This window comes from Spirosoma aerophilum, from assembly GCF_054782495.1.
On record NZ_BAAGSJ010000013.1, the window covers coordinates 1,733,648 to 1,754,796 of the forward strand.

The window sequence follows — 21,149 nt, forward strand, 5'->3', positions numbered from 1 at the left end:
TTCTTTCAAGGTTTATTGCTAACCTGACCTCTATGTTCAAGAAAGAAGAATTAGACATGAAGCTTCTCTCGGAGCTTCACCCCATTGCCGAGCAATTCGGTATTCGTAATATTGGCAAATTCACAAAAGAAAAACTAGTTTACGAAATCATAAAACAGCAATCCGAACGCCCTGGCCCTGCTTCCGAAGAAGCCACTCCAGCAGAGGAGGCCCCTCGGCGTGGTCGGCGCACCAAGACTGTTACTGTCCCTAATGGACAGGCTGTAGACTCAACATTTGACGCTCAGGAAAACCAGCCTGTACCCGTAGAAACACCCGCTGCTATTTCACCAGAAGCGGATGTAGTAACTACAGCACCTACCTCAGATACGCCAAAACCCCGGCAGCGTGTTCGTCGTGAACGGGATGTACCGGCAGAACCCAGTGCAACAGTCGATACGGCAGTAATTGCCGAAACAACTGCCCCAGCAGTAGACGCAGCTCCCAGCCCGATTAATTCAGACAGCACTCCCGCTCTTGAAACAACTCCTTCGCCGGCAGCTGTTGATAATAACTCCTCTGAAGCCAGTCCATCCGGTCAGCAGCAGCCCACACGCCAGCCTCGCGAAAGCCGGGACCGTATGGTTAACCCCGGACAACGACCCAATACGTTTGGGCAACCGGTACGTAATCGGGCTGATGGTGATGGAACAGCTTCTCCAACGGATCGTAATTTCCGGCCCAACAATCCGCGTAACGATCGGAACGGCCGACCTGATTTGAATCAACAGCGGAATCCGCGTCCGGATGGTACTTCACAAGGACCTCGTGACCAACGCCCTCGTTTTGATGTGAATCGTGATCGAAACGATGGTCCACGGGATAATACCCAACGCCGTGATCAACGGCCCCGCACCCAACGTATAGTCACCGACGAATCCGGTTTGAATTACGGTGGACAGGCCGATGAAGAGTTTATGACGCCAACCGTTGTCACCGAAGACAATGCCGCAAATATGCAAACGGCGGGCCAGGCCACTGTTACGGATGTAGCCACCCCCGTTGACCCATCGGATACGCCAGCAGAAACGCAGGAGGGTCAGCAACCCCAGGGCGATGCCGTTCAATCTGACCAACCCGCCCAGCCTCCGGTTTCGCAGGCAACCCGGGAAGCCCAGGAATACCAGAATCGCATTCGTCGTCAGTATAACCAGCACATCCGTGAATTTGACGGCATCATCGACAACGAAGGTGTTCTGGAAATTATGCAGGATGGTGGTTATGGTTTCCTGCGATCGGCCGATTACAACTATCTGGCTAGTCCCGATGATATTTATGTATCCCCATCGCAGATAAAATTATTTGGCCTCAAAACCGGCGATACCGTTCGGGGAGCGATCCGCCCGCCAAAAGAAGGTGAAAAATACTTCGCTCTTTTACGGGTGTCGACGGTCAACGGCAAGACAACGGAAGAAATCCGCGACCGGATTCCGTTCGAATACCTTACCCCTTTGTTCCCGGAGGAACAATTGCATCTCAGCAACCGCCCCGATAATTATTCATCGCGGGTCCTTGATTTGTTTGCGCCTATCGGGAAAGGTCAGCGTGGGATGATCGTAGCCCAACCGAAAACGGGTAAAACAGTCCTGCTTAAAGAGATTGCCAACGCCATTACAAAAAACCACCCGGAAGTTTATCTGATCGTTTTATTGATCGACGAACGTCCTGAAGAGGTGACCGACATGGCCCGCAGTGTCAATGCAGAAGTCATTTCATCAACCTTCGACGAACAGGCCGACCGGCATGTGAAAGTGTCGAGCATGGTGCTTGAAAAAGCCAAACGCATGGTTGAGTGTGGCCATGATGTCGTTATTCTTCTCGACTCCATCACACGTCTGGCACGGGCCTATAACACGGTTGTTCCCTCGTCCGGCAAGATCTTGTCGGGTGGTGTGGATGCCAACGCCCTGCACCGGCCGAAGCGTTTCTTCGGAGCCGCCCGGAATGTAGAGAATGGCGGTTCGTTAACCATTATCGCTACGGCTCTGATTGACACCGGCTCCAAAATGGATGAGGTTATCTTCGAAGAATTCAAAGGTACCGGTAACATGGAACTTCAACTGGATCGTAAACTGGCGAATAAACGGGTTTACCCGGCCATTGATGTTATGGCATCGGGTACACGCCGGGAAGATTTGTTGTTAGACAAAGAAACCCTGCAGCGTGTCTGGATTCTGCGTAAGCATATGTCCGATATGAACCCAATGGAAAGTATGGACTTCCTGCTTGGCCACATGAAAGGCACTCGTAGTAACGAGGAATTCCTGATCTCGATGAATCGGTAATCCGGTTCATCGATCAACCGATTCTTTATCAGAAGCACCGCCATCGCGGTGCTTCTTTTTTAATATAAACTCCAAAAATCATTATTTACGGATTATGACATAAATTGCATAATAGTCAGAAAATTTATGCGTGATCTAATCCAATATGCCATTCCTGGCTTTATCATCCTGCTGGTAACAGAAGTCATCGTTACTGCCATTCAGCATAAAGATTATTACGAGGCAAAAGATACGGCCAGCAGCCTGTCCATGGGCATTGGCAACGTTATTATTGGTATTGTTGGCAAGGCCATTGTATTTGGTGCCCTTACTTTTCTGTACCAATTCAGGTTATTTACGATCGATATGACGATGTGGTGGGCATGGATAATCCTGTTTTTTGCTGATGATTTCAGTTACTACTGGTTTCACCGGATCAGCCACAGTAGCCGCTATTTCTGGGCCTCCCACGTGGTGCATCATTCGTCCATGAAATACAATTTGGGTACAGCACTTCGTCAGACCTGGACAGGTAATATTTCTGGGGCTTTTGTATTCTGGCTCTGGCTTCCGTTGGCTGGCTTTTCGCCCGTTGCTGTTATGACCATGCAGTCTATTAGCTTGTTGTATCAGTTCTGGATTCATACAGAACACATCAATAAATTTCCGGCTCCAATTGAATTTGTTTTCAATACGCCTTCTCACCACCGGGTACATCATGGCTCCGACCTTGATTATCTGGATAAAAACCATGCGGGCATATTGATAATTTGGGATCGTATGTTCGGCACATTTGCCCTGGAACAGGATCGCCCTACATACGGGCTAACAACCAATATCAACTCGCACAATCCTGTCCGGATTGCTTTTCATGAATGGATGGCGATTGGGCGGGATATCCGTCGTGCTCCTTCCCTGCAAGCTGCCATAGGATACCTTTTTGGCCCACCGGGCTGGAGTCATGACGGGTCCCGAAAAACGACGAAACAACTTAGAGAGAACAAATGATAAAAGTGTACTATTTTGGTAGGTTTTACGTGTAAGTTTGCGGTCTAACAGCATGTATGATACCGGTCAATATCCAGCCAGACAACCGATTAACCTGAAATATAATGGTGCGTTCCAAGTCAAAAAGTAGGCTCTTGTGTTTATTTCTTTTTGCTGTTCTTCTACCTGCCAAACCTGCGTTTTGCAACTCGCCAGCTTTCAGAGTAATTGGTTTTTTCACGGCGAAAAATGATAAAGCCCATATCAGTTTTGTGCATGAAGCCAACAAATGGTTTACCAGAACAGCTACTGAGCATAATTTCATTTACGATTCAACAAGCAACTGGAACAACCTGAATACCCAATTTCTGTCCAACTATCAGATTGTTCTGTTTTTAGATACCCGCCCGGAGGTAGCTGCTCAACGGGAAGCATTCGAAAAGTACATGAAAAATGGTGGGGGCTGGATGGGTTTTCACTTTGCGGGCTTCGCGCTGACACCATCCACCTACCCGCAAAACTGGGATTGGTTTCACAATGAGTTTTTAGGATCGGGGTCCTATGCCAGTAACACCTGGCGACCCACCGCAGCCGTTTTGCGTGTGGAAGATCGAAAACACCCCGCCACCAAGCACTTACCCAAAACGTTTACGTCATCGCCCAACGAGTGGTACCGCTGGACCAATGATTTGAGTATTAATCCTGACATTCATATCCTGTTGTCCATCGACCCGACCAGTTTCCCAGTGGGCACGGGTCCGAAGCCCCATGAGATCTGGCATAGCGGCTATTACCCGGTTGTCTGGACAAATCGAAAATACAGGATGTTGTACGTCAATATGGGGCATAATGACATTGACTACGACAATAAGACTGACAAAGAATTATCGTATACCTTTGGCAATAAGATTCAGGATACGCTAATTCTCGACAGCCTGCTATGGTTGGGAAAAATCAAGGAACGAGCCGCCGACTAATCAGCCCAATCAACCGATCTACGAATCAGAGACTTCTTAAACAATCAGGTTTAACGCCAGCACACCAATGAGCCCCACGATGGATACGATCGTTTCCATCAGTGACCATGTTCGAATGGTTTGCCCGATTGTCAGGTTGAAATACTCCTTGAATAGCCAGAAACCACCATCATTAATGTGTGAAAACATCAGGCTTCCGGAGCCGATGGCCAGCACCATTAATTCAGGCTTGATGGCCTGGGATTGAATCAGTGGTAAAATAATACCGACCGTTGTTAAGCCAGCCACCGTTGCTGATCCCACACAAACTCGGATAAATGCGGCAATTCCCCAACCAAGTAAGAGGGGTGGAATGGCCGCATCGGCCAACAGACTACCGATGTATTTACTCGTACCGCTATCACCAAAAACCTGCTTCAAGGCTCCGGCACCGGCAATAACCAGCAGAATTGGCGCAACTGCTTTCACAGCCTCCTCCATATCTTTGGTGATGGCCTTAACGGACTGTCCCTGCCGGATTCCCAGCGCATACATGGCTGTCAGTACCGAAATAAGCATACCGATATAGGGCTCAGCTAATAGCGTTACAATGGTTTTTAAAGGTGAATCACCTGCCATTGAATTCTTGAGCGGCCCGAACGTGGTGAGCAGCAACACAGGTAACAAGGCCACAAAGAAGCTGATCCCAGCACCAGGCAGATTGTTAACAGGGACCTCCCGGTTATTGAACAACTCCCGGTTGGGTGTCGCTTTTATGTTCAGCAGAGTTTTACCAAACAAGGGTCCTGCGATGATGATGGCCGGAATCGCTACGATAATACCATAGATAAGTGTCTGGCCAATATTCGCGTTTAACTGACCCGCAACAGCTGAAGGTGATGGGTGTGGCGGCAAGTACCCATGTGCCACCGACAGTGCTGATAGCATGGGAACCGCCACCGACATGAGCGGCAAACGCGATGAGGCTGCAATGGTAAAAATCAGGGGTACAACAATAATGAACCCGGCATTATAAAACAGGGGAATACCGATCACGAAACCGGCCAGGGCCAGCCCCCAGCGAATATTTTTGATACCGAACCAACCGATCAGCACATCTGTAATACGTCGGGCAGCACCACTCTCGGCAACTAGTCGGCCCAGCATAGCCCCGAAACCGATAATCAGGACTAATTCACCCAGCGTCCCCCCGATGCCCGTTTGAATCGACTTCCCAACAGCCACGACATCCATGCCGGATGCCAGACCAATGCCAAGTGCTACAATAACAAACGAGATAAAGGTGTCTAATCGAACAAAGGCAACCAGGAAAACAAGGGTCAGAATACCGATTAACGTTAAAATAAGGGGCATACAACGCAGGGTGGGTTTACTAGTCTATGAGCAACAAAGCGTAGGCGGCTAATTTTTCTACTTCATGAGGCAGCGAATTGGTCAGGTCGAAGGGCACCACATGCAAGCGAGTATGCTCATCGTAGTTAAAAATGGGAAGTGGCTTCTGAAACGTTTCATTAGCTGGGTAAACCAAAAACAGGTCGCTGGCCCCATATTTTTTTCCATACGCAAAAAGTTGATAAAGATCTCCCTGCTCGATTCCATACGTCCCCGTAGCTGAAGTTGTGGCCGACACCTGCCCGGTTATCTGTTTCCATTTCGTATCCAGCACAAACGTTTGATCCTTATGTCGGATTATGATATCTGGACGGAGCCTGAATTTTGGAGTGCCGATGTGTTCATCAACCAAATGAACGGCCGATTCCTGCACGCGTACCTCGTCGTCGACAGGCCAGTATGTACGTATTCCGTGGGCCACATAATCTTCAAAGACCTGTTCCATCGGAAAGAGCAGGGAAAGGCTCGCGGTCTTTCCCGATTTTACCCCCAGCCCCTGCCCAAGAAGCAGCGTTTGCGCCCACAGTAAAGCGGCTTCATACCTGCTAAATAAGCGATTTTTACGACGGCTAACGTTCAAGTCATCAACAACGACGTGCGAAACAGGTACCTCCGCCAAAACAAACAGCAACTGTTGAATTCGGACCAGATTGGCGTTGTCCGTAGACTGGCCTTTTACATGCAGCAAGGCCGTTTTCAAAATTCGGTTGGGAGGAACATTGGCCGTCAGGGTATCATACATCAGGGCCAACCGCTCGGCATGGTGCGCATTTTCGCGTTGCTGCCGGGTGGCCTGAAACTTACCCTTCCAGAAGTACTCATTACGCTCAACACTGTTATATGCACGCTGGATTCCCTGCCGGACCAGAGGCTCGACCGTATCGAGGAAAGCAGCGATAAATACGTCCCATAAAGGTAACTTGACCGCCCTAGACTGAACAATCCGCAACGTTCGAAACGGGCTGTTCCGAAGGTATCGGAGCATGTTCAACAACAATGGCCGGGCATTGTCCTGCTGTTCAATCTTCGGTACCAGTTCAAGTTGTATTCCGTCCGGCAAGGCCAGCAAACCAACATAATTACGAACACGGATTAACTCGCGCCCCTTTTGTACCGTAAATGTGAAGAGACCTTCCGCCTGTTCGTTTTCAAGAACAAACAGGCGAAGTGCCTGAAAAACAGCCTCCGGCAATACTATTCCGCCGGGCGGTGGTTCTGTCCATTGACTGGCATTACCCAATAAGCTGTTTTCAGTTATCGAAATAAGGGTTGTCATTTCAAGCTATTTCTCTCTTCACGTCCTCAGTTGGCTCTGGCTGATTGGTAAGCTTTGAGCGCCTGTTGATTGATACCGAACAGAATCGTTTTGCCTATTGGTAGAACGGCCCTTACATCACCCGATAGCCGAAAACCGGCCTGTGGCTGTGGTACGGTCACAAAATTACCTTTGCCGTCACCCCGCAGCAATACCCCTTCGTTCGCATCGGAGCGCCCAAAACGAAGACGAGCCTGTGCCGTATTGCCGCAAAGTAAGAGATCTTTTCGACCATCCTGATCATAATCCAGGCTCGTTAATGTAAAGATCGGCGAAATCTGGACGGACATGGGTAGTGGCTTTTCTGTAAACTTACCTCCGGCAGTACTGGCAAAGTAAGTCGTTGTTAACTGATTGGCTATTAATTTACTAGTTCCCTCCAGCTCTGCTTCGGTAAATACGTCGCTAAGTGTGGCGTTGGAATAGCTGTCATAGTTGGTGAAACGATGACGCAGCATGCCCAGTTGGTCCAGTAGTTCATCGCGTGTCGCGTGAGGGTAGCTTTTGCCCTGCACATACAGGCACAGAATTGGGTCTATTTTGCCATTATTATCGAAGTCTTTATAGATCAATTCAGCAGGTTCCTGATCACTGGCCCGGCATTGTGTATTCAGGCCTTGATTACCGACGACCAGATCCGGGCGGCCATCGCCGTTGAAATCGTCGACCAATAGCTTATTCCACCAGCCATTGTAAGCCTTATTAAAATAGGTTTTTGTCTGGTCCTCCAGATGATCGCCGGCCATGCCCAGTACCGTCACGGGCATCCACTCGCCCACCACAACTAACTCAGGCTTACGGTCGGCATTGAGGTCGACCCAGGCCGCATCGGTTACCATGCCCAATGTTGACAGCATGGGGGCCAGCCGGGACGTCTGATCCGTAAACTTCGGCTGACCACCTTTCGTTTTACTTTCGTTGATCAGGATATAACTCCTGGGTGTTTCGGGATAGCGCCCCGGCACAACACGTCCACCAACAAACAGATCCGGTCGACCGTCACCATTGAGATCAGCGACACGTGCACAACTTGTACTGGTATTCATAACCGGTAACGCTCCAGCGCTTTTGCTAAAATTCCCTTTACCGTCATTCATGTACAGGCGGTCCTGTAACAATGGGTCGTCGGGCATAAAATTATCGTAGCCGCCACTACACACATACAAGTCCTGGAAACCATCGGCATTCGCATCAAAAAAAACGGCATCTGCGTCATTGCTCAACTTATCAGCGTCAAAAGCCGGTTGCGCTAGCCGGCTAAACTGACCGGATGCCTGCTGCAACAACAAAACCCCTGGCTGCCCATTGCCGCCCCCGGCATAGATATCTTCCCGCCCATCGCCATTCACATCGCCCTTTACCAGACAAGGTCCGTTAAACGACTGAGCATTGACCAGTAACGATTGTCGTTTAAAATCATTAATTGTTTTAACCGGGTCTGTGTATACGACCGGCGAACTTACCTCCCTAAAAAACGCGGCCGGAGGAAGGGGCATTTTAAAGCCCGAGCGAGCAGCCTTTTCGTCCACTTTCAGCAGTTGATCACCTTTTACAGCCGTCAACAATTGCTCCTTGCCTGTCGGCCATACAACCCGCATTGAATCAATTACGGTGTCGGCACCAAGCCCGAAATGCAACCGGGGCGACATGCTTGACTGGTAGCCGCGAATGGGCATTTGCTCTACATACTGCTGCTTTCCTTTTTGATAAAGGGTTATCCGTGCGCCTACGCCTTGAGTATTTGAGCCATTCCCAACGAGTTGAACAGACAAATAATGGTTCTTTCGTTCCTTACTGGCTTCATTCTGAAAGATAAAAGCGGGCTGGTTGATGTTGTTAACAATAAGATCCAGATCGCCGTCATTGTCCAGGTCAGCATAGGCGGCTCCTGTACTATTCGAGTGCTGGGTTAACCCCCAGGCCGAGCTTACATTGGCAAAGGTTACCTCATCCGTCCGGTTGCCCTGATTCTGAAACATGTAGTTCGTTACATTGGAGGAGGGAATTCGGTGTACCAACTCCAACACGTCATTCCGGCTAAAGTTGGCCGGGCGATTCTGCATGTAGTCGGTCATATATTTCAGAAAATCCTGATTGGTATAATCACGAACATAGCCGTTCGTTACATACAGGTCTTTCCATCCGTCATTATCATAATCAGCAAGCAATGGAGACCAACTCCAGTCGGTATTCGAGACACCTGCCATCTGCCCCACTTCGCTGAACCGGGGTACTGCTCCTGACTTCCCTTTTGTTGCCTGTCCATTTCCCATTACCCCTTCATTGAGTTGCAACATATTTCGCATATGCTGGTAATGGAATCCGGACTGAACGCTGAGGTCAAATTTGTCGTAGTTGTCGGGTGCCATCAGGAGCTTCTGCCGCCGGTTATCTTCGGGCAGCATATCGAGCGTCATAATGTCGGGGCGGCTGTCGTTGTTTACATCCGCCACGTCGTTGCCCATGGAAAAATGGGAGGTATGACCAATACTGGTTTTCAATTGATTCGTAAATATCGAACCACCCGATTTCCCGCCCTGATTATTGATATAGAGATAATCCGGTACGCCGTAATCATTGGAGATGTAAAGATCAGGCCAGCCATCCGCGTTCAAATCCGAGACTCCCACGCCGAGACCATAGCTGAGTACAGAACTGCTCAAACCTGATTGCGACGTAACATCCTCAAATCGATTGCCGGTATTCTTAAGCAACCGAACCCCAATTTCAGGATTAGTTTCTTTCATGATGGCCGCAGTCGCCTGCGGATCGAGGATAGGCAGCAGCCGGGGGTTATGGTTAAGCAGGAATAAATCGAGGTCACCATCAAGGTCATAGTCAAAAAAGGCTCCCTGCGTGCTCTGGCCGGGTCTATCCAGGCCATATTGAGCTGTTTGTTCAGAGAAACGAGGCACTCCCTGGGCATCCGGCCCTTCGTTAATAAACAGTTGCGGAATCCGCTTTTGCGGGGGCAAACTTCCGGAATAACAAACGAAGAGATCCAGTCGCCCATCACCGTTTACGTCGGCCATAGAAACGCCGGTCCGCCAGGGGCCTTCGCGGCCGGCAACTCCCGCTATTGCCGTTACATCGGCAAATTTCATCCCGCCCTTATTGATATACAGTTGGTTGGGCACCATGTTGCCGCTGAAGAAAATATCTTCCAACCCATCGCCATTCAAATCGCCTACTGCTACGCCCCCGCCATTATAGAAATACTCGTACATCAACACATTCGTATTCAGTCCTTCTGTCAGATTGTTAGCAAAGGTTACCCCAGTCTGTTCAGGCGATAATGAGGTAAATAAAGGAGTCCCAGTGACTTCTTTATCTTCATTTTTCTGACCAGAATTTGAACAGGCGACAACGAATAAGGATAAAGCGATTACTATACAAGACTGAAAATGTGTTTTCACAAGCGGGAATTTGTCTGAATTTGACATGGTAGGTACAAGGGAATCTGAAGTCGTCTCTACTTGGGTTTCGAGCGATATAGTCACCCCAAAATCTTATAAAAATAAACTAAAAAATGCCAGTACCCATAAGTACTGGCATTTTTCATTCATATAACAACGCAACAACAACTATTAGTAGCCTGGGTTCTGAACCAGTTTGTTGTTCCGGTTGATCTCATCCCGGTTGATGGGCAGGAAGTAAATCTTGTCATTCCACCTGCGGTTCTCCTTACCCGTACCAAGGTCCTGTACATTGTACGAATAGGTGTAGTTCTCCTTGCTATACTTGTAAGTCGTTACCGTCTTGCCCGGCTTGAGCTTACCCGTAATCGCAATGATCCGCGCTTGCTGACCCAGTACGGCCGGGGCAATCATCCACCGGCGAACGTCGTAGAAACGCTGATCTTCCAGGAACATTTCCACATTTCGTTCATTCTGGTAGCGCTCCACCAAGGCTGCACCCGACTCGGTGATTGCGGGCATACCTACCCGGAAGCGAACGGCGTTGATCCATTTCTTAGCTTCGGCTTCCTGACCCAGCATCAGACAGGCCTCGGCATAGTTCAGAACCACTTCGGTATAGCGAATCTGGATGGATGGAATTTCCTGACGGATGTTCTGGTCCACAATCGACACGTCGGTGTTGAAAAACTTCCGGATAGCGTAGCCGGTCCAGGTACCATTCCAGTTTTCGATGGTGCTGTTACGCGTGTCCAGACCTGAAAACTTAGATGGAGAAGCCGAAGAACCGACTTCGTATTCACCCATCTGAATCTGTCCGGCAGGATCGATACCAGCGCCATCGGGCGTACGGGGCTTCCACTGAGCACCATCGTACAGGATAGAAGCATAAAAGCGGGGATCGCGGTTTTCGTAGGGGGATGCCGCATGAGCCGGATTTTTCCAATCGAACTTGGTCCCATCCATCATCTCATAGTTGTCAACCATTTGCTGAGTCGGTTGGCTGGACGTCCAGCCATGGTAACCGTTGGGCATGTTGTTACGCGGAAACCAGGAACCCCAGTCGTCGTTGGATGCCCGGATGTAGTACTTCAGGAAGATTCCATCGGCTTCACCCCCATTTTGCGACAAAGACAGATTAACATAGTTTTGCTGCCCTTCAGCCGGAGTAACCGGAGCCGTCAGGTTGAGTTTGTAGCCGTACTGGTTGAGATCCATCACCGCCTTGGCCGCATCTTTGGCTTTCTGCCAGCGCGCCGTCCGGTCACCGCTCACATAACCCAGCAGTTCAGGCTTGCTGAAGCTGGCGATCACAGTCGACTTAGCCTTTGCCGTCGGAATGTCGTGCAGGTCACTGGCAGCATAGAGCAGTACCCGTGCCTTCAGCGCCATGGAAGCCCCCATCGTTGCCCGGCCCGCGGCCATGCTCCGCCCTTTCAACAGCGCAGAGGCCGAATCCAAATCGGTAACGATAGCGTTGACGCACTCTTCATACGTATTACGAGCAACCGTAAAATCGGGTTCGTCCAGTGTGTAGGGCGTTTTGATAATTGGAATGCCCCCGTAATAGCGCAGTAACTGGTTATACAAGTAAGCGCGCATGAAGTACATCTCCCCACGTAACCGGCCGGCCAGATCTCCACTGTTATCGAAAGTAGGCTTGGCTAATTTCGACAGGGCAATGTTTGAGGCCCGGATGCGAGCGTAAACGGTTCCCCATTCCATCGTACTTTTAATCGTACCCGTGTTGGAAGGGCTAACGTTGGCTTCATTGACGTCCTGCTTACCAAAACTGTACAAGGCATTGTCGGTCTGGCAGTCCAGGCTCATCTGGTCCAGCAGGCCATCCCGAATACCATTATAGACGTCAGTAACAAAAGCCTCCGAGAGGGCCCGGTCGGCCCAAACGGCATCACCCGACACCTTGTCAAGCGGTTTTGTGTTAAGAAAATCACTGTTACAGGCGACCATCGTTGTGCCCAACAGCAGACTAAACGATATGCACTTGGCTATATAATTCATACTCTTTTGATTAATCATTTAGAAACTAAGTGATACACCCGTGTTGATAACCCGCGCCTGTGGGTAATACTGTGCACTACCACTCGTCGACTCGGGGTCGAACAGCCCTTTCATAGAAGGTGAGTAAGTAGCCAGATTCAGGCCATTCACATAAATGCGTAGGCTGCTTAGACCAATTTTACTACCAATGGTACCTGGCAGTGTATACCCTAGTTCGAGGTTCTTCAAACGGGCGTAATCGGTGCTTTTCAACCAGTAACTGGTACCATTGGAGAAATACTGGTTACTGCGGTCAACGATCCGGGGATCAACCGTGCTGGGATTATCCACTGTCCAACGGTGATCATAGCTGTATTGCAGGAAGTTACCAATGGTGCCGGATTCCGTCTGGAGGAAAATCTGGCCACCGGTTGATGCCTGAATCAACATACTGAAATCGAAATTCCTCCACCGTACGCTGGCGTTCAAACCGCCCTGAAAACGAGGCTGGTTGTTGCGGTCGGCCCGTACCCGGTCATTGCCATCAATCTTTCCGTTTCCGTCAATATCCTTCAGCTTCATGTCGCCAGGACGCAGCAGACTAGCCCCCACCCCGCTGTAATCCAGCTTGTTGGCATCAATATCGGCCTGCGTCGAGAAAATACCATCGTATTGGTACAGAAGCGTACCGTTGGCATTGTTCGGATCGTTTACGTTGCTTGGAATAGGCTTACCCGTTGAGCGCTGCCATTCTGGTGCGCCCGGGGTTTCGTCCCAGAACGTAATGGTATTCTTAGCATAGCCCCCGTTCACACTCACGCTATATTTAACTTCGCCTGCCTGCCCATTGTAGCCAACCCGGAATTCATATCCCTTGTTGGTCACCCGACCGATGTTGGTGGCGGGCAAGGTAGCTCCCGTCGTTTGGGGGATAGAAGCACTTTGACGCCATAGGATGTTCGACCGCTTGTTCTGGAACACGTCGAATTCGAAGAAGACTTTACCGTTCAGCAACGACCCTTCCAGACCAATGTCGGCATTGTTGGCCACTTCCCAGGTTAACTTCGTATTGGGAACACCGTTCTCATACAACGTCTGAGATACCTGCCCGTTCGTTACATAGCCCCAGCTTGAATTGACTGGATCGCCGTAAGCGTAGGTCGGCAGGTAGTCATATTCCCGAAGAGCGCCATTGAAATACACCTGGTCGTTACCCAACTGACCCCACGATGCGCGCAGTTTCAGCGAGCTCACGGCAGGTAAGGCTTTCTTGAAGAAATCTTCTTCGGAGATCCGCCAGCCCGCCGTTACGCCGGGGAAGAAGCCCCACCGGCTGGCTGCCGGGAACATATACGAGCCATCGTAACGCCACAGGAATTCGGCCAGGTACTTCTCTTTGTAGTTGTAGGCGGCCCGGCCAAAGTAGCTCATGCGGGCCCGCTGCCAGGCCGCCGTTGTGTTGGCCACCTGCTGGGTTTGACTACCCGCAAACAATTGGTCAATGGCCGTCGAGTTAAAATACTGCCGGAAGCCCGAAAACCCAGTTGAGTTCGACTGCTCTTTGGTGATACCCGCCAGCAGGGTGACGGCGTGGCTGCCACCGAAGGTGTGGTCGTAGGACAAAATACCCGACAGCAGCGAACTGAACTGATCGTTGGTGTACTGGTTGAGGGTCGATTGGGCCGGACCTTTCTGTACCCGCTGGAGAAGCGGCTCTTTGGTGGTGGGGTCGTAGGAGGTATAATCCCAGCTATAGACGAACCAGGGGGTCTGCCACCGTTTACCTTGCTGAATGTATTTATCCAACGCGACACTACCCGTAAATTTCAACCCTTCAATCCAGGGGTTAGTCACCGTAACACTGGCATTGCTTTGTAAGTAATAACGGGTGTCCTTGTCATAACCCGTTGCATCTGTCGTAACCAGTACCGGCTGCTGACCGTTCTCAATGTCGGGAGCGGGCTTACCGTTGGGCCAGAAAGCGGGTTTGTTGGGATAACCCCGCATCAGCATCCGGAAGATCGAACCAGCACCTACCGTTGGGAAAAAGCGGTTTTCCTGACGACCGACCACTCCCGTTACCAAGTTGATGTATTTATTTACTTTGGCATCCAGATTCAGACGGAAGTCGTATTGCTTATAGCCCGTTGCCGAGTTCTTATAATAGCCATCCTGATTCTGGTAGTTGACTGAAGTCAAATACTTCACGCTCTCGTTGCCACCTACCAGTTGAAGCGTATGCCGTGACTGGGGAGACCAGGGCTTCAGAGCCGCACCGAACCAGTCGGTGTTGGGGTGACCCCAGGGATCGGAGCCATCCTGAAACTTCTTGATATCATCGGGCGTAAAAGCGGCTTTGGCAATCGAGCCATTATCGGGCCGGGTAAAGCTGCCCGTTGCCTTAAACGCAGCATTGGCATCTTTCCAGTATTGCGAAGGCAGGTTATAGACGTTGATCTCATTGTTCAGCTGAGCATATTCAGCCGCCGATGCCATTTTGGGAATAACAGTTGCCTGCGCAAAGCCCTGGTTGAAGCTGTACGACAATTCCGGTTTACCGGACTTACCCCGCTTGGTGGTTACCAGGATAACGCCGTTGGCCGCCCGCGAGCCATAGATAGCGGCAGAGGCATCTTTCAAGACTGAAATGCTTTCGATATCATTCGGATTTAACCGGTCGATACCCCCGGCACGAGCAGGCACACCGTCAATTACGATCAGGGCATCATTGTTACCAAGGGTGTTTGAACCCCGAATTTTGATAGCCGCGCCGTCGTAGCCGGGTTCACCACTGGCGTTGGTGGCAATCACGCCCGGCATCCGGCCCGCAATCGAGTTGGACAGGTTTACGGCCGGCGACTTCACCAGTTCGGTACCCTTTACCGTTGCAACTGATCCGGTTACGGTTTCTTTCTTCTGCTCACCATAACCCACTACAATCACCTCATTGAGCATCTTGTCATCCGATGCCAACGTGATATTGATAGAAGAGCGGTTATTCACGGCTACTTCCTGACTTAGGAAGCCAATGTAAGAGAAAACCAGCGTCTCGTTTCCACGAGCCAGACTGAGGGTATAGTCGCCTTGAGCGGCAGACACGGTACCGGTAGTGGTTCCTTTGACCACGATACTAACACCGGGAAGGGCCAGTCCCTGCGCATCGACCACTTTCCCCGATACCTTCGTCTGAGCAAAGGCTCCTGCAGAAGCCAACAGGCCCATTAGGAATAAAGAGCAGAACGCGATACGTCGACACACGTCCGCGTTTGTCAGGAAGGCTTCCCTTTTTAATGAGGGAAGCCAAAGGTGTGTATACTTTTTTTGCATGGTTAACCTGTTTTAATAGAGATTTACTTAAGAGTAAAGAGGATATACTCAGATTTTCTACCTATTAATATTTACCTAATGTTTAACTTATTTTAACATTAAATATTGATATTTCACAATATGAAAAAATATAACATATCAAAATACATTAATTATTCACACCATTGAGTATTTCTCTTAGTTACTAGATATTTATCAAAAGAAAGGTGTTAATAGACATCTATGAAAAACAAAACCCCCTTAGTCTTAACGACTAAGGGGGTTTTGTATAAACAGTGCTTTTGCAATTATTTGCCAAATACTGCTTGGTCAAAGCAACACTTGCCTTGACCAAGCAGTCTACAGACTTAACTAATAGCCTGGGTTCTGAACCAGTTTGTTGTTCCGGTTGATCTCATCCCGGCTGATAGGCAGGAAGTAGATCTTGTCATTCCACCTGCGGTTCTCCTTACCCGTACCCAGATCCTGCACGCTATATGTGTACGTGTAGTTCTCCTTGCTGTACTTGTAAGTCGTTACCGTCTTGCCCGGCTTGAGCTTACCCGTAATCGCAATGATCCGCGCTTGCTGACCCAGTACGGCCGGGGCAATCATCCACCGGCGAACGTCGTAGAAACGCTGATCTTCCAGGAACATTTCCACATTTCGTTCATTCTGATAGCGTGCAATCAGAGCAGCACCCGTTTCCGTGATTGCGGGCATACCTACCCGAAAGCGAACGGCGTTGATCCATTTCTTGGCTTCGGCTTCCTGACCCAACATCAGACAGGCCTCGGCATAGTTCAGAACCACTTCGGTATAGCGAATCTGGATGGATGGAATTTCCTGACGGATGTTCTGATCCACAATCGACACGTCGGTGTTGAAAAACTTCCGGATAGCGTAGCCGGTCCAGGTACCATTCCAGTTTTCGATGGTGCTGTTACGCGTGTCCAGACCTGAAAACTTGGTTGGAGCAGCCGAAGAACCGACTTCGTATTCACCCATCTGAATCTGTCCGGCAGGATCGATACCAGCGCCATCGGGCGTACGGGGCTTCCACTGAGCACCATCGTACAGGATAGAAGCATAAAAGCGGGGATCGCGGTTTTCGTAGGGGGATGCCGCATGGACCGGATTTTTCCAATCGAACTTGGTCCCATCCATCATCTCATAGTTGTCAACCATTTGCTGAGTCGGTTCGCTGGACGTCCAGCCATGGTAACCGTTGGGCATGTTGTTGCGGGGAAACCAGGAACCCCAGTCGTCGTTGGATGCCCGGATGTAGTACTTCAGGAAGATTCCGTCGGCCTCACCCCCGTTTTGCGACAAAGACAGATTAACATAGTTTTGCTGCCCTTCCGTTGACGAAACAGGTGCTGTCAGGTTGAGTTTGTAGCCGTACTGGTTGAGATCCATCACCGCCTTGGCCGCATCTTTGGCTTTCTGCCAGCGCGCCGTCCGGTCACCGCTCACATAACCCAGCAGTTCAGGATTGCTGAAGCTGGCGATCACAGTCGACTTAGCCTTTGCCGTCGGAATGTCGTGCAGGTCACTGGCAGCATAGAGCAGTACCCGTGCCTTCAGCGCCATGGAAGCCCCCATCGTTGCCCGGCCCGCGGCCATGCTCCGCCCTTTCAACAGCGCAGAGGCCGAATCCAAATCGGTAACGATAGCGTTGACGCACTCTTCATACGTATTACGAGCAACCGTAAAATCGGGTTCGTCCAGTGTGTAGGGCGTTTTGATCATCGGAATGGCCCCATAGTAACGCAATAACTGGTTATACAAGTAAGCGCGCATGAAGTACATCTCACCGCGCATCCGTCCGGCTAGATCTCCACTGTTATCGAAAGTAGGCTTGGCTAATTTCGACAGAGCAATGTTAGCGGCCCGGATGCGAGCGTAAACGGTTCCCCATTCCATCGTACTTTTAACCGTACCCGTGTTGGAAGGGCTAACGTTGGCTTCATTGACGTCCTGCTTACCAAAACTGTACAAGGCATTGTCGGTCTGGCAGTCCAGGCTCATCTGGTCCAGCAGGCCATCCCGAATACCATTGTAGACGTCAGTAACAAAAGCCTCCGAGAGGGCCCGATCGGCCCAAACGGCATCACCCGACACCTTGTCAAGCGGTTTTGTGTTAAGAAAATCAGTGTTACAGGCGACCATCGTTGTGCCCAACAGCAGACTAAACGATATGCACTTGGCTATATAATTCATACTCTTTTAATCTTTTAGAAACTAAGTGTTACACCCATGTTGATAACCCGTGCCTGCGGATAATACTGTCCCGCACTATTCGTCGACTCGGGATCGTAGATACCTTTCATGGCAGGCGCATAGGTGGCCAGGTTTAAGCCGTTCACATACACCCGTAAGTTATTTAAACCAATCTTGCTGCCGATCGTACTTGGCAGTGTATAGCCTACCTCCAGGTTTTTCAACCGGATATAGTCTGTACTTCTCAGCCAGTAGGTGGTACCGTTGGAAAAGTACTGGTTACTGCGGTCTACGATCCGGGGGTCAACCGTGCTGGGATTATCCACTGTCCAACGGTGATCATAGCTGTATTGCAGGAAGTTACCAATGGTGCCGGATTCCGTCTGGAGGAAAATCTGGCCACCAGCCGATCCCTGGAAGAGAATGCTCAAATCGAAGTTTTTATAGCGCAAACCGGCGTTCAAACCGCCCTGAAAACGAGGCTGGTTGTTGCGGTCGGCCCGTACCCGGTCATTGCCATCAATCTTTCCGTTTCCGTCAATATCCTTCAGCTTCATGTCGCCAGGACGCAGCAGACTAGCCCCCACTCCGCTGTAATCCAGCTTGTTGGCATCAATATCGGCTTGCGTCGAGAAAATACCATCGTATTGGTACATGAGTGTACCGTTGGCATTGTTCGGATCGTTTACGTTGCTTGGAATAGGCTTACCCGTTGAGCGCTGCCATTCTGGTGCGCCCGGGGTTTCATCCCAGAACGTAATGGTATTTTTGGCATAGCCCCCGTTCACACTTACATTGTATTTCAGATCGCCCACCTGCCCATTGTAGCCAACCCGGAATTCATATCCCTTGTTGGTTACCCGACCGATGTTGGTGGCGGGCAAGGTAGCTCCCGTCGTTTGGGGGATAGAAGCACTTTGACGCCACAGGATGTTCGACCGCTTGTTCTGGAACACGTCGAATTCGAAGAAGACCTTTCCGTTCAATAACGATCCTTCCAGACCAATGTCGGCATTGTTGGCCACTTCCCAGGTTAACTTCGTGTTAGGAACACCATTTTCATACAACGTCTGAGACACCTGTCCGCCAGTTACATAACCCCAGCCTGAATTGACCGCATCGCCATAAGCGTAGGTCGGCAGGTAGTCATATTCCCGAAGAGCGCCATTGAAATATACCTGGTCATTACCCAACTGACCCCACGATGCCCGCAGTTTCAGCGAGCTTACAACGGGCAGGGCTTTCTTGAAGAAATCTTCTTCGGAGATCCGCCAGCCCGCCGTTACCCCGGGGAAGAAGCCCCACCGGCTGGCTGCCGGGAACATATACGAGCCATCGTAACGCCACAGGAATTCGGCCAGGTACTTCTCTTTGTAGTTGTAGGCGGCCCGGCCAAAGTAGCTCATGCGGGCCCGCTGCCAGGCCGCTGTTGTGTTGGCAATCTGCTGAGTCTGACTACCCGCAAACAATTGGTCAATGGCTGTCGAGTTAAAGTACTGCCGGAAGCCCGAAAACCCGTTTGAGTTCGACTGCTCTTTGGTGATACCCGCCAGCAGGGTGATGGCGTGGCTGCCACCGAAGGTGTGGTCGTAGGACAAAATACCCGACAACAACGAATTAAGCTGATCGTTGGTGTATTGATTGAGGGTCGATTGGGCCGGACCTTTCTGTACCCGTTGGAGAAGCGGCTCTTTGGTGGTGGGGTCGTAGGAGGTATAATCCCAGCTATAGACGAACCAGGGGGTCTGCCACCGTTTGCCTTGCTGAATGTATTTATCCAACGCGACACTACCCGTTAGCTTCAAACCAGGAACCCAGGGGTTTGTAATGTTAACGCTGGCATTACTTTGCAGATAATACCGGGTATCTCTATCGTAACCCGTGGCGCTGGTTGTTACCAGTACCGGCTGCTGACCGTTCTCAATGTCAGGGGCTGGCTGACCGTTGGGCCAGAAAGCGGGTTTGTTGGGGTACCCCCGCGCCAGCATACGAAATATATCTCCGGCACCTACCGTTGGGAAAAAGCGGTTTTCCTGACGACCGACCACTCCCGTCACCAGGTTGATGTATTTACTTATTTTGGCATCCAGATTCAGACGGAAGTCGTATTGCTTGTAGCCCGTTGCCGAGTTCTTATAATAAGCATCCTGATTCTGGTAGTTGACTGAAGTCAAATACTTCACGTTCTCGTTGCCACCCACCAGTTGAAGCGTATGCCGCGACTGGGGAGACCAGGGTTTCAGAGCCGCACCGAACCAGTCGGTGTTGGGGTGACCCCAGGGATCGGAGCCATCCTGAAACTTCTTGATATCATCAGGCGTAAAAGCGGCTTTGGCAATCGAGCCATTATCGGGCCGGGTATAACTGCCTGTCGTATTAAATGCAGCATTGGCATCTTTCCAGTACTGCGAAGGCAGGTTATAGACGTTGATCTCATTGTTCAGCTGAGCATATTCAGCCGCCGATGCCATTTTGGGAATGACAGTTGGCTGGCCAAAGCCCTGGTTGAAGCTGTACGATAACTCCGGTTTGCCAGTCTTACCCCGCTTGGTGGTTACCAGGATAACGCCATTGGCCGCCCGTGAGCCATAGATAGCGGCAGAGGCATCTTTAAGAACCGACATACTCTCAATATCCGCCGGGTTCAGGCGGTCGATACCCCCGGCACGGGCAGGTACACCGTCGATAACGATCAGCGCGTCGTTATTTCCCAGCGTATTGGAACCCCGAATCCGTATAGCAGCTCCATCATAACCCGGCTCACCACTGGCGTTGGTGGCAATCACGCCCGGCATCCGGCCCGCAATCGAGTTGGACAGGTTTACGGCCGGCGACTTCACCAGGTCGGTACCCTTCACCGTTGCCACGGCTCCCGTAACGGTTTCTTTCTTCTGCTCACCATATCCGACAACAACAACCTCGCTCAGCATTTTATCGTCCGATGCCAGCGTAATGTTGATGCTGCTACGGTTATTGATAGCAACTTCCTGCGTAATGAACCCGATGTAAGAGAAAACCAGCGTTTCGTTACCTCTCGCTACGTTAAGAGTAAAATCACCCTCACTACCCGAAACCGTTCCCGTTGTCGTGCCTTTAACGACAATACTAACCCCCGGCAGAGACATGCCCTGCGCATCAATCACCTTACCCGAAACCTTCGTCTGGGCAAACGCACCGAGTGAGCCACACATGGCTAGTAGAAATAGGGAACAACACATGACCCGTCGAG

The 21,149-nt window shown here is 50.5% G+C and carries 10 protein-coding genes; 3 read left to right on the forward strand and 7 right to left on the reverse strand.

Features of this window, described 5'->3' with window-relative positions; translation table 11 throughout:
• Positions 1-32 precede the first annotated feature (32 nt).
• The 3 genes from rho to ACYVK4_RS18640 all read left to right on the forward strand — a co-directional run bounded on the left by rho (position 33) and on the right by ACYVK4_RS18640 (position 4,267).
• Positions 33-2,324 carry a transcription termination factor Rho gene (gene rho, locus ACYVK4_RS18630; protein WP_461129030.1) on the forward strand — a complete coding sequence of 764 codons (2,292 nt, stop codon included), beginning with the start codon at positions 33-35 and terminating at the stop codon, positions 2,322-2,324.
• Between the two features lie 126 nt (positions 2,325-2,450).
• Positions 2,451-3,311: a sterol desaturase family protein gene (locus ACYVK4_RS18635; protein ID WP_461129031.1), complete on the forward strand. Its 861-nt coding sequence runs from the start codon at positions 2,451-2,453 to the stop codon at positions 3,309-3,311.
• Between the two features lie 251 nt (positions 3,312-3,562).
• The gene (locus tag ACYVK4_RS18640; protein WP_461129032.1) at positions 3,563-4,267 is read left to right on the forward strand and encodes a ThuA domain-containing protein; all 705 of its coding nucleotides are present in this window, start codon (positions 3,563-3,565) and stop codon (positions 4,265-4,267) included.
• Positions 4,268-4,303: 36 nt separating this feature from the next.
• On the opposite strand, the gene ACYVK4_RS18645 is transcribed toward ACYVK4_RS18640, so the two are convergent.
• The 7 genes from ACYVK4_RS18645 to ACYVK4_RS18675 all read right to left on the reverse strand — a co-directional run bounded on the left by ACYVK4_RS18645 (position 4,304) and on the right by ACYVK4_RS18675 (position 21,111).
• Positions 4,304-5,620, reverse strand: coding sequence for a gluconate:H+ symporter (locus ACYVK4_RS18645; RefSeq protein ID WP_461129033.1), 1,317 nt, complete (start codon positions 5,618-5,620; stop codon positions 4,304-4,306).
• A gap of 19 nt (positions 5,621-5,639) precedes the next feature.
• Positions 5,640-6,935 (reverse strand): McrC family protein, encoded by a 1,296-nt coding sequence (locus ACYVK4_RS18650; protein WP_461129034.1) that lies wholly within the window; start codon positions 6,933-6,935, stop codon positions 5,640-5,642.
• Between the two features lie 26 nt (positions 6,936-6,961).
• A complete protein-coding gene (locus ACYVK4_RS18655; RefSeq protein ID WP_461129035.1) occupies positions 6,962-10,417 on the reverse strand; it encodes a VCBS repeat-containing protein in 3,456 nt (1,151 codons plus the stop codon).
• A 144-nt stretch (positions 10,418-10,561) separates the two neighbouring features.
• Positions 10,562-12,412, reverse strand: a complete 1,851-nt coding sequence (locus ACYVK4_RS18660; RefSeq protein WP_461129036.1) for a RagB/SusD family nutrient uptake outer membrane protein — start codon at positions 12,410-12,412, stop codon at positions 10,562-10,564.
• Between the two features lie 18 nt (positions 12,413-12,430).
• The gene (locus tag ACYVK4_RS18665) at positions 12,431-15,718 is read right to left on the reverse strand and encodes a SusC/RagA family TonB-linked outer membrane protein (RefSeq protein WP_461129037.1); all 3,288 of its coding nucleotides are present in this window, start codon (positions 15,716-15,718) and stop codon (positions 12,431-12,433) included.
• Between the two features lie 351 nt (positions 15,719-16,069).
• The gene (locus ACYVK4_RS18670; RefSeq protein WP_461129038.1) at positions 16,070-17,920 is read right to left on the reverse strand and encodes a RagB/SusD family nutrient uptake outer membrane protein; all 1,851 of its coding nucleotides are present in this window, start codon (positions 17,918-17,920) and stop codon (positions 16,070-16,072) included.
• 14 nt (positions 17,921-17,934) lie between these two features.
• Positions 17,935-21,111, reverse strand: coding sequence for a SusC/RagA family TonB-linked outer membrane protein (locus ACYVK4_RS18675; protein WP_461129039.1), 3,177 nt, complete (start codon positions 21,109-21,111; stop codon positions 17,935-17,937).
• Between the last annotated feature and the right edge of the window lie 38 nt (positions 21,112-21,149).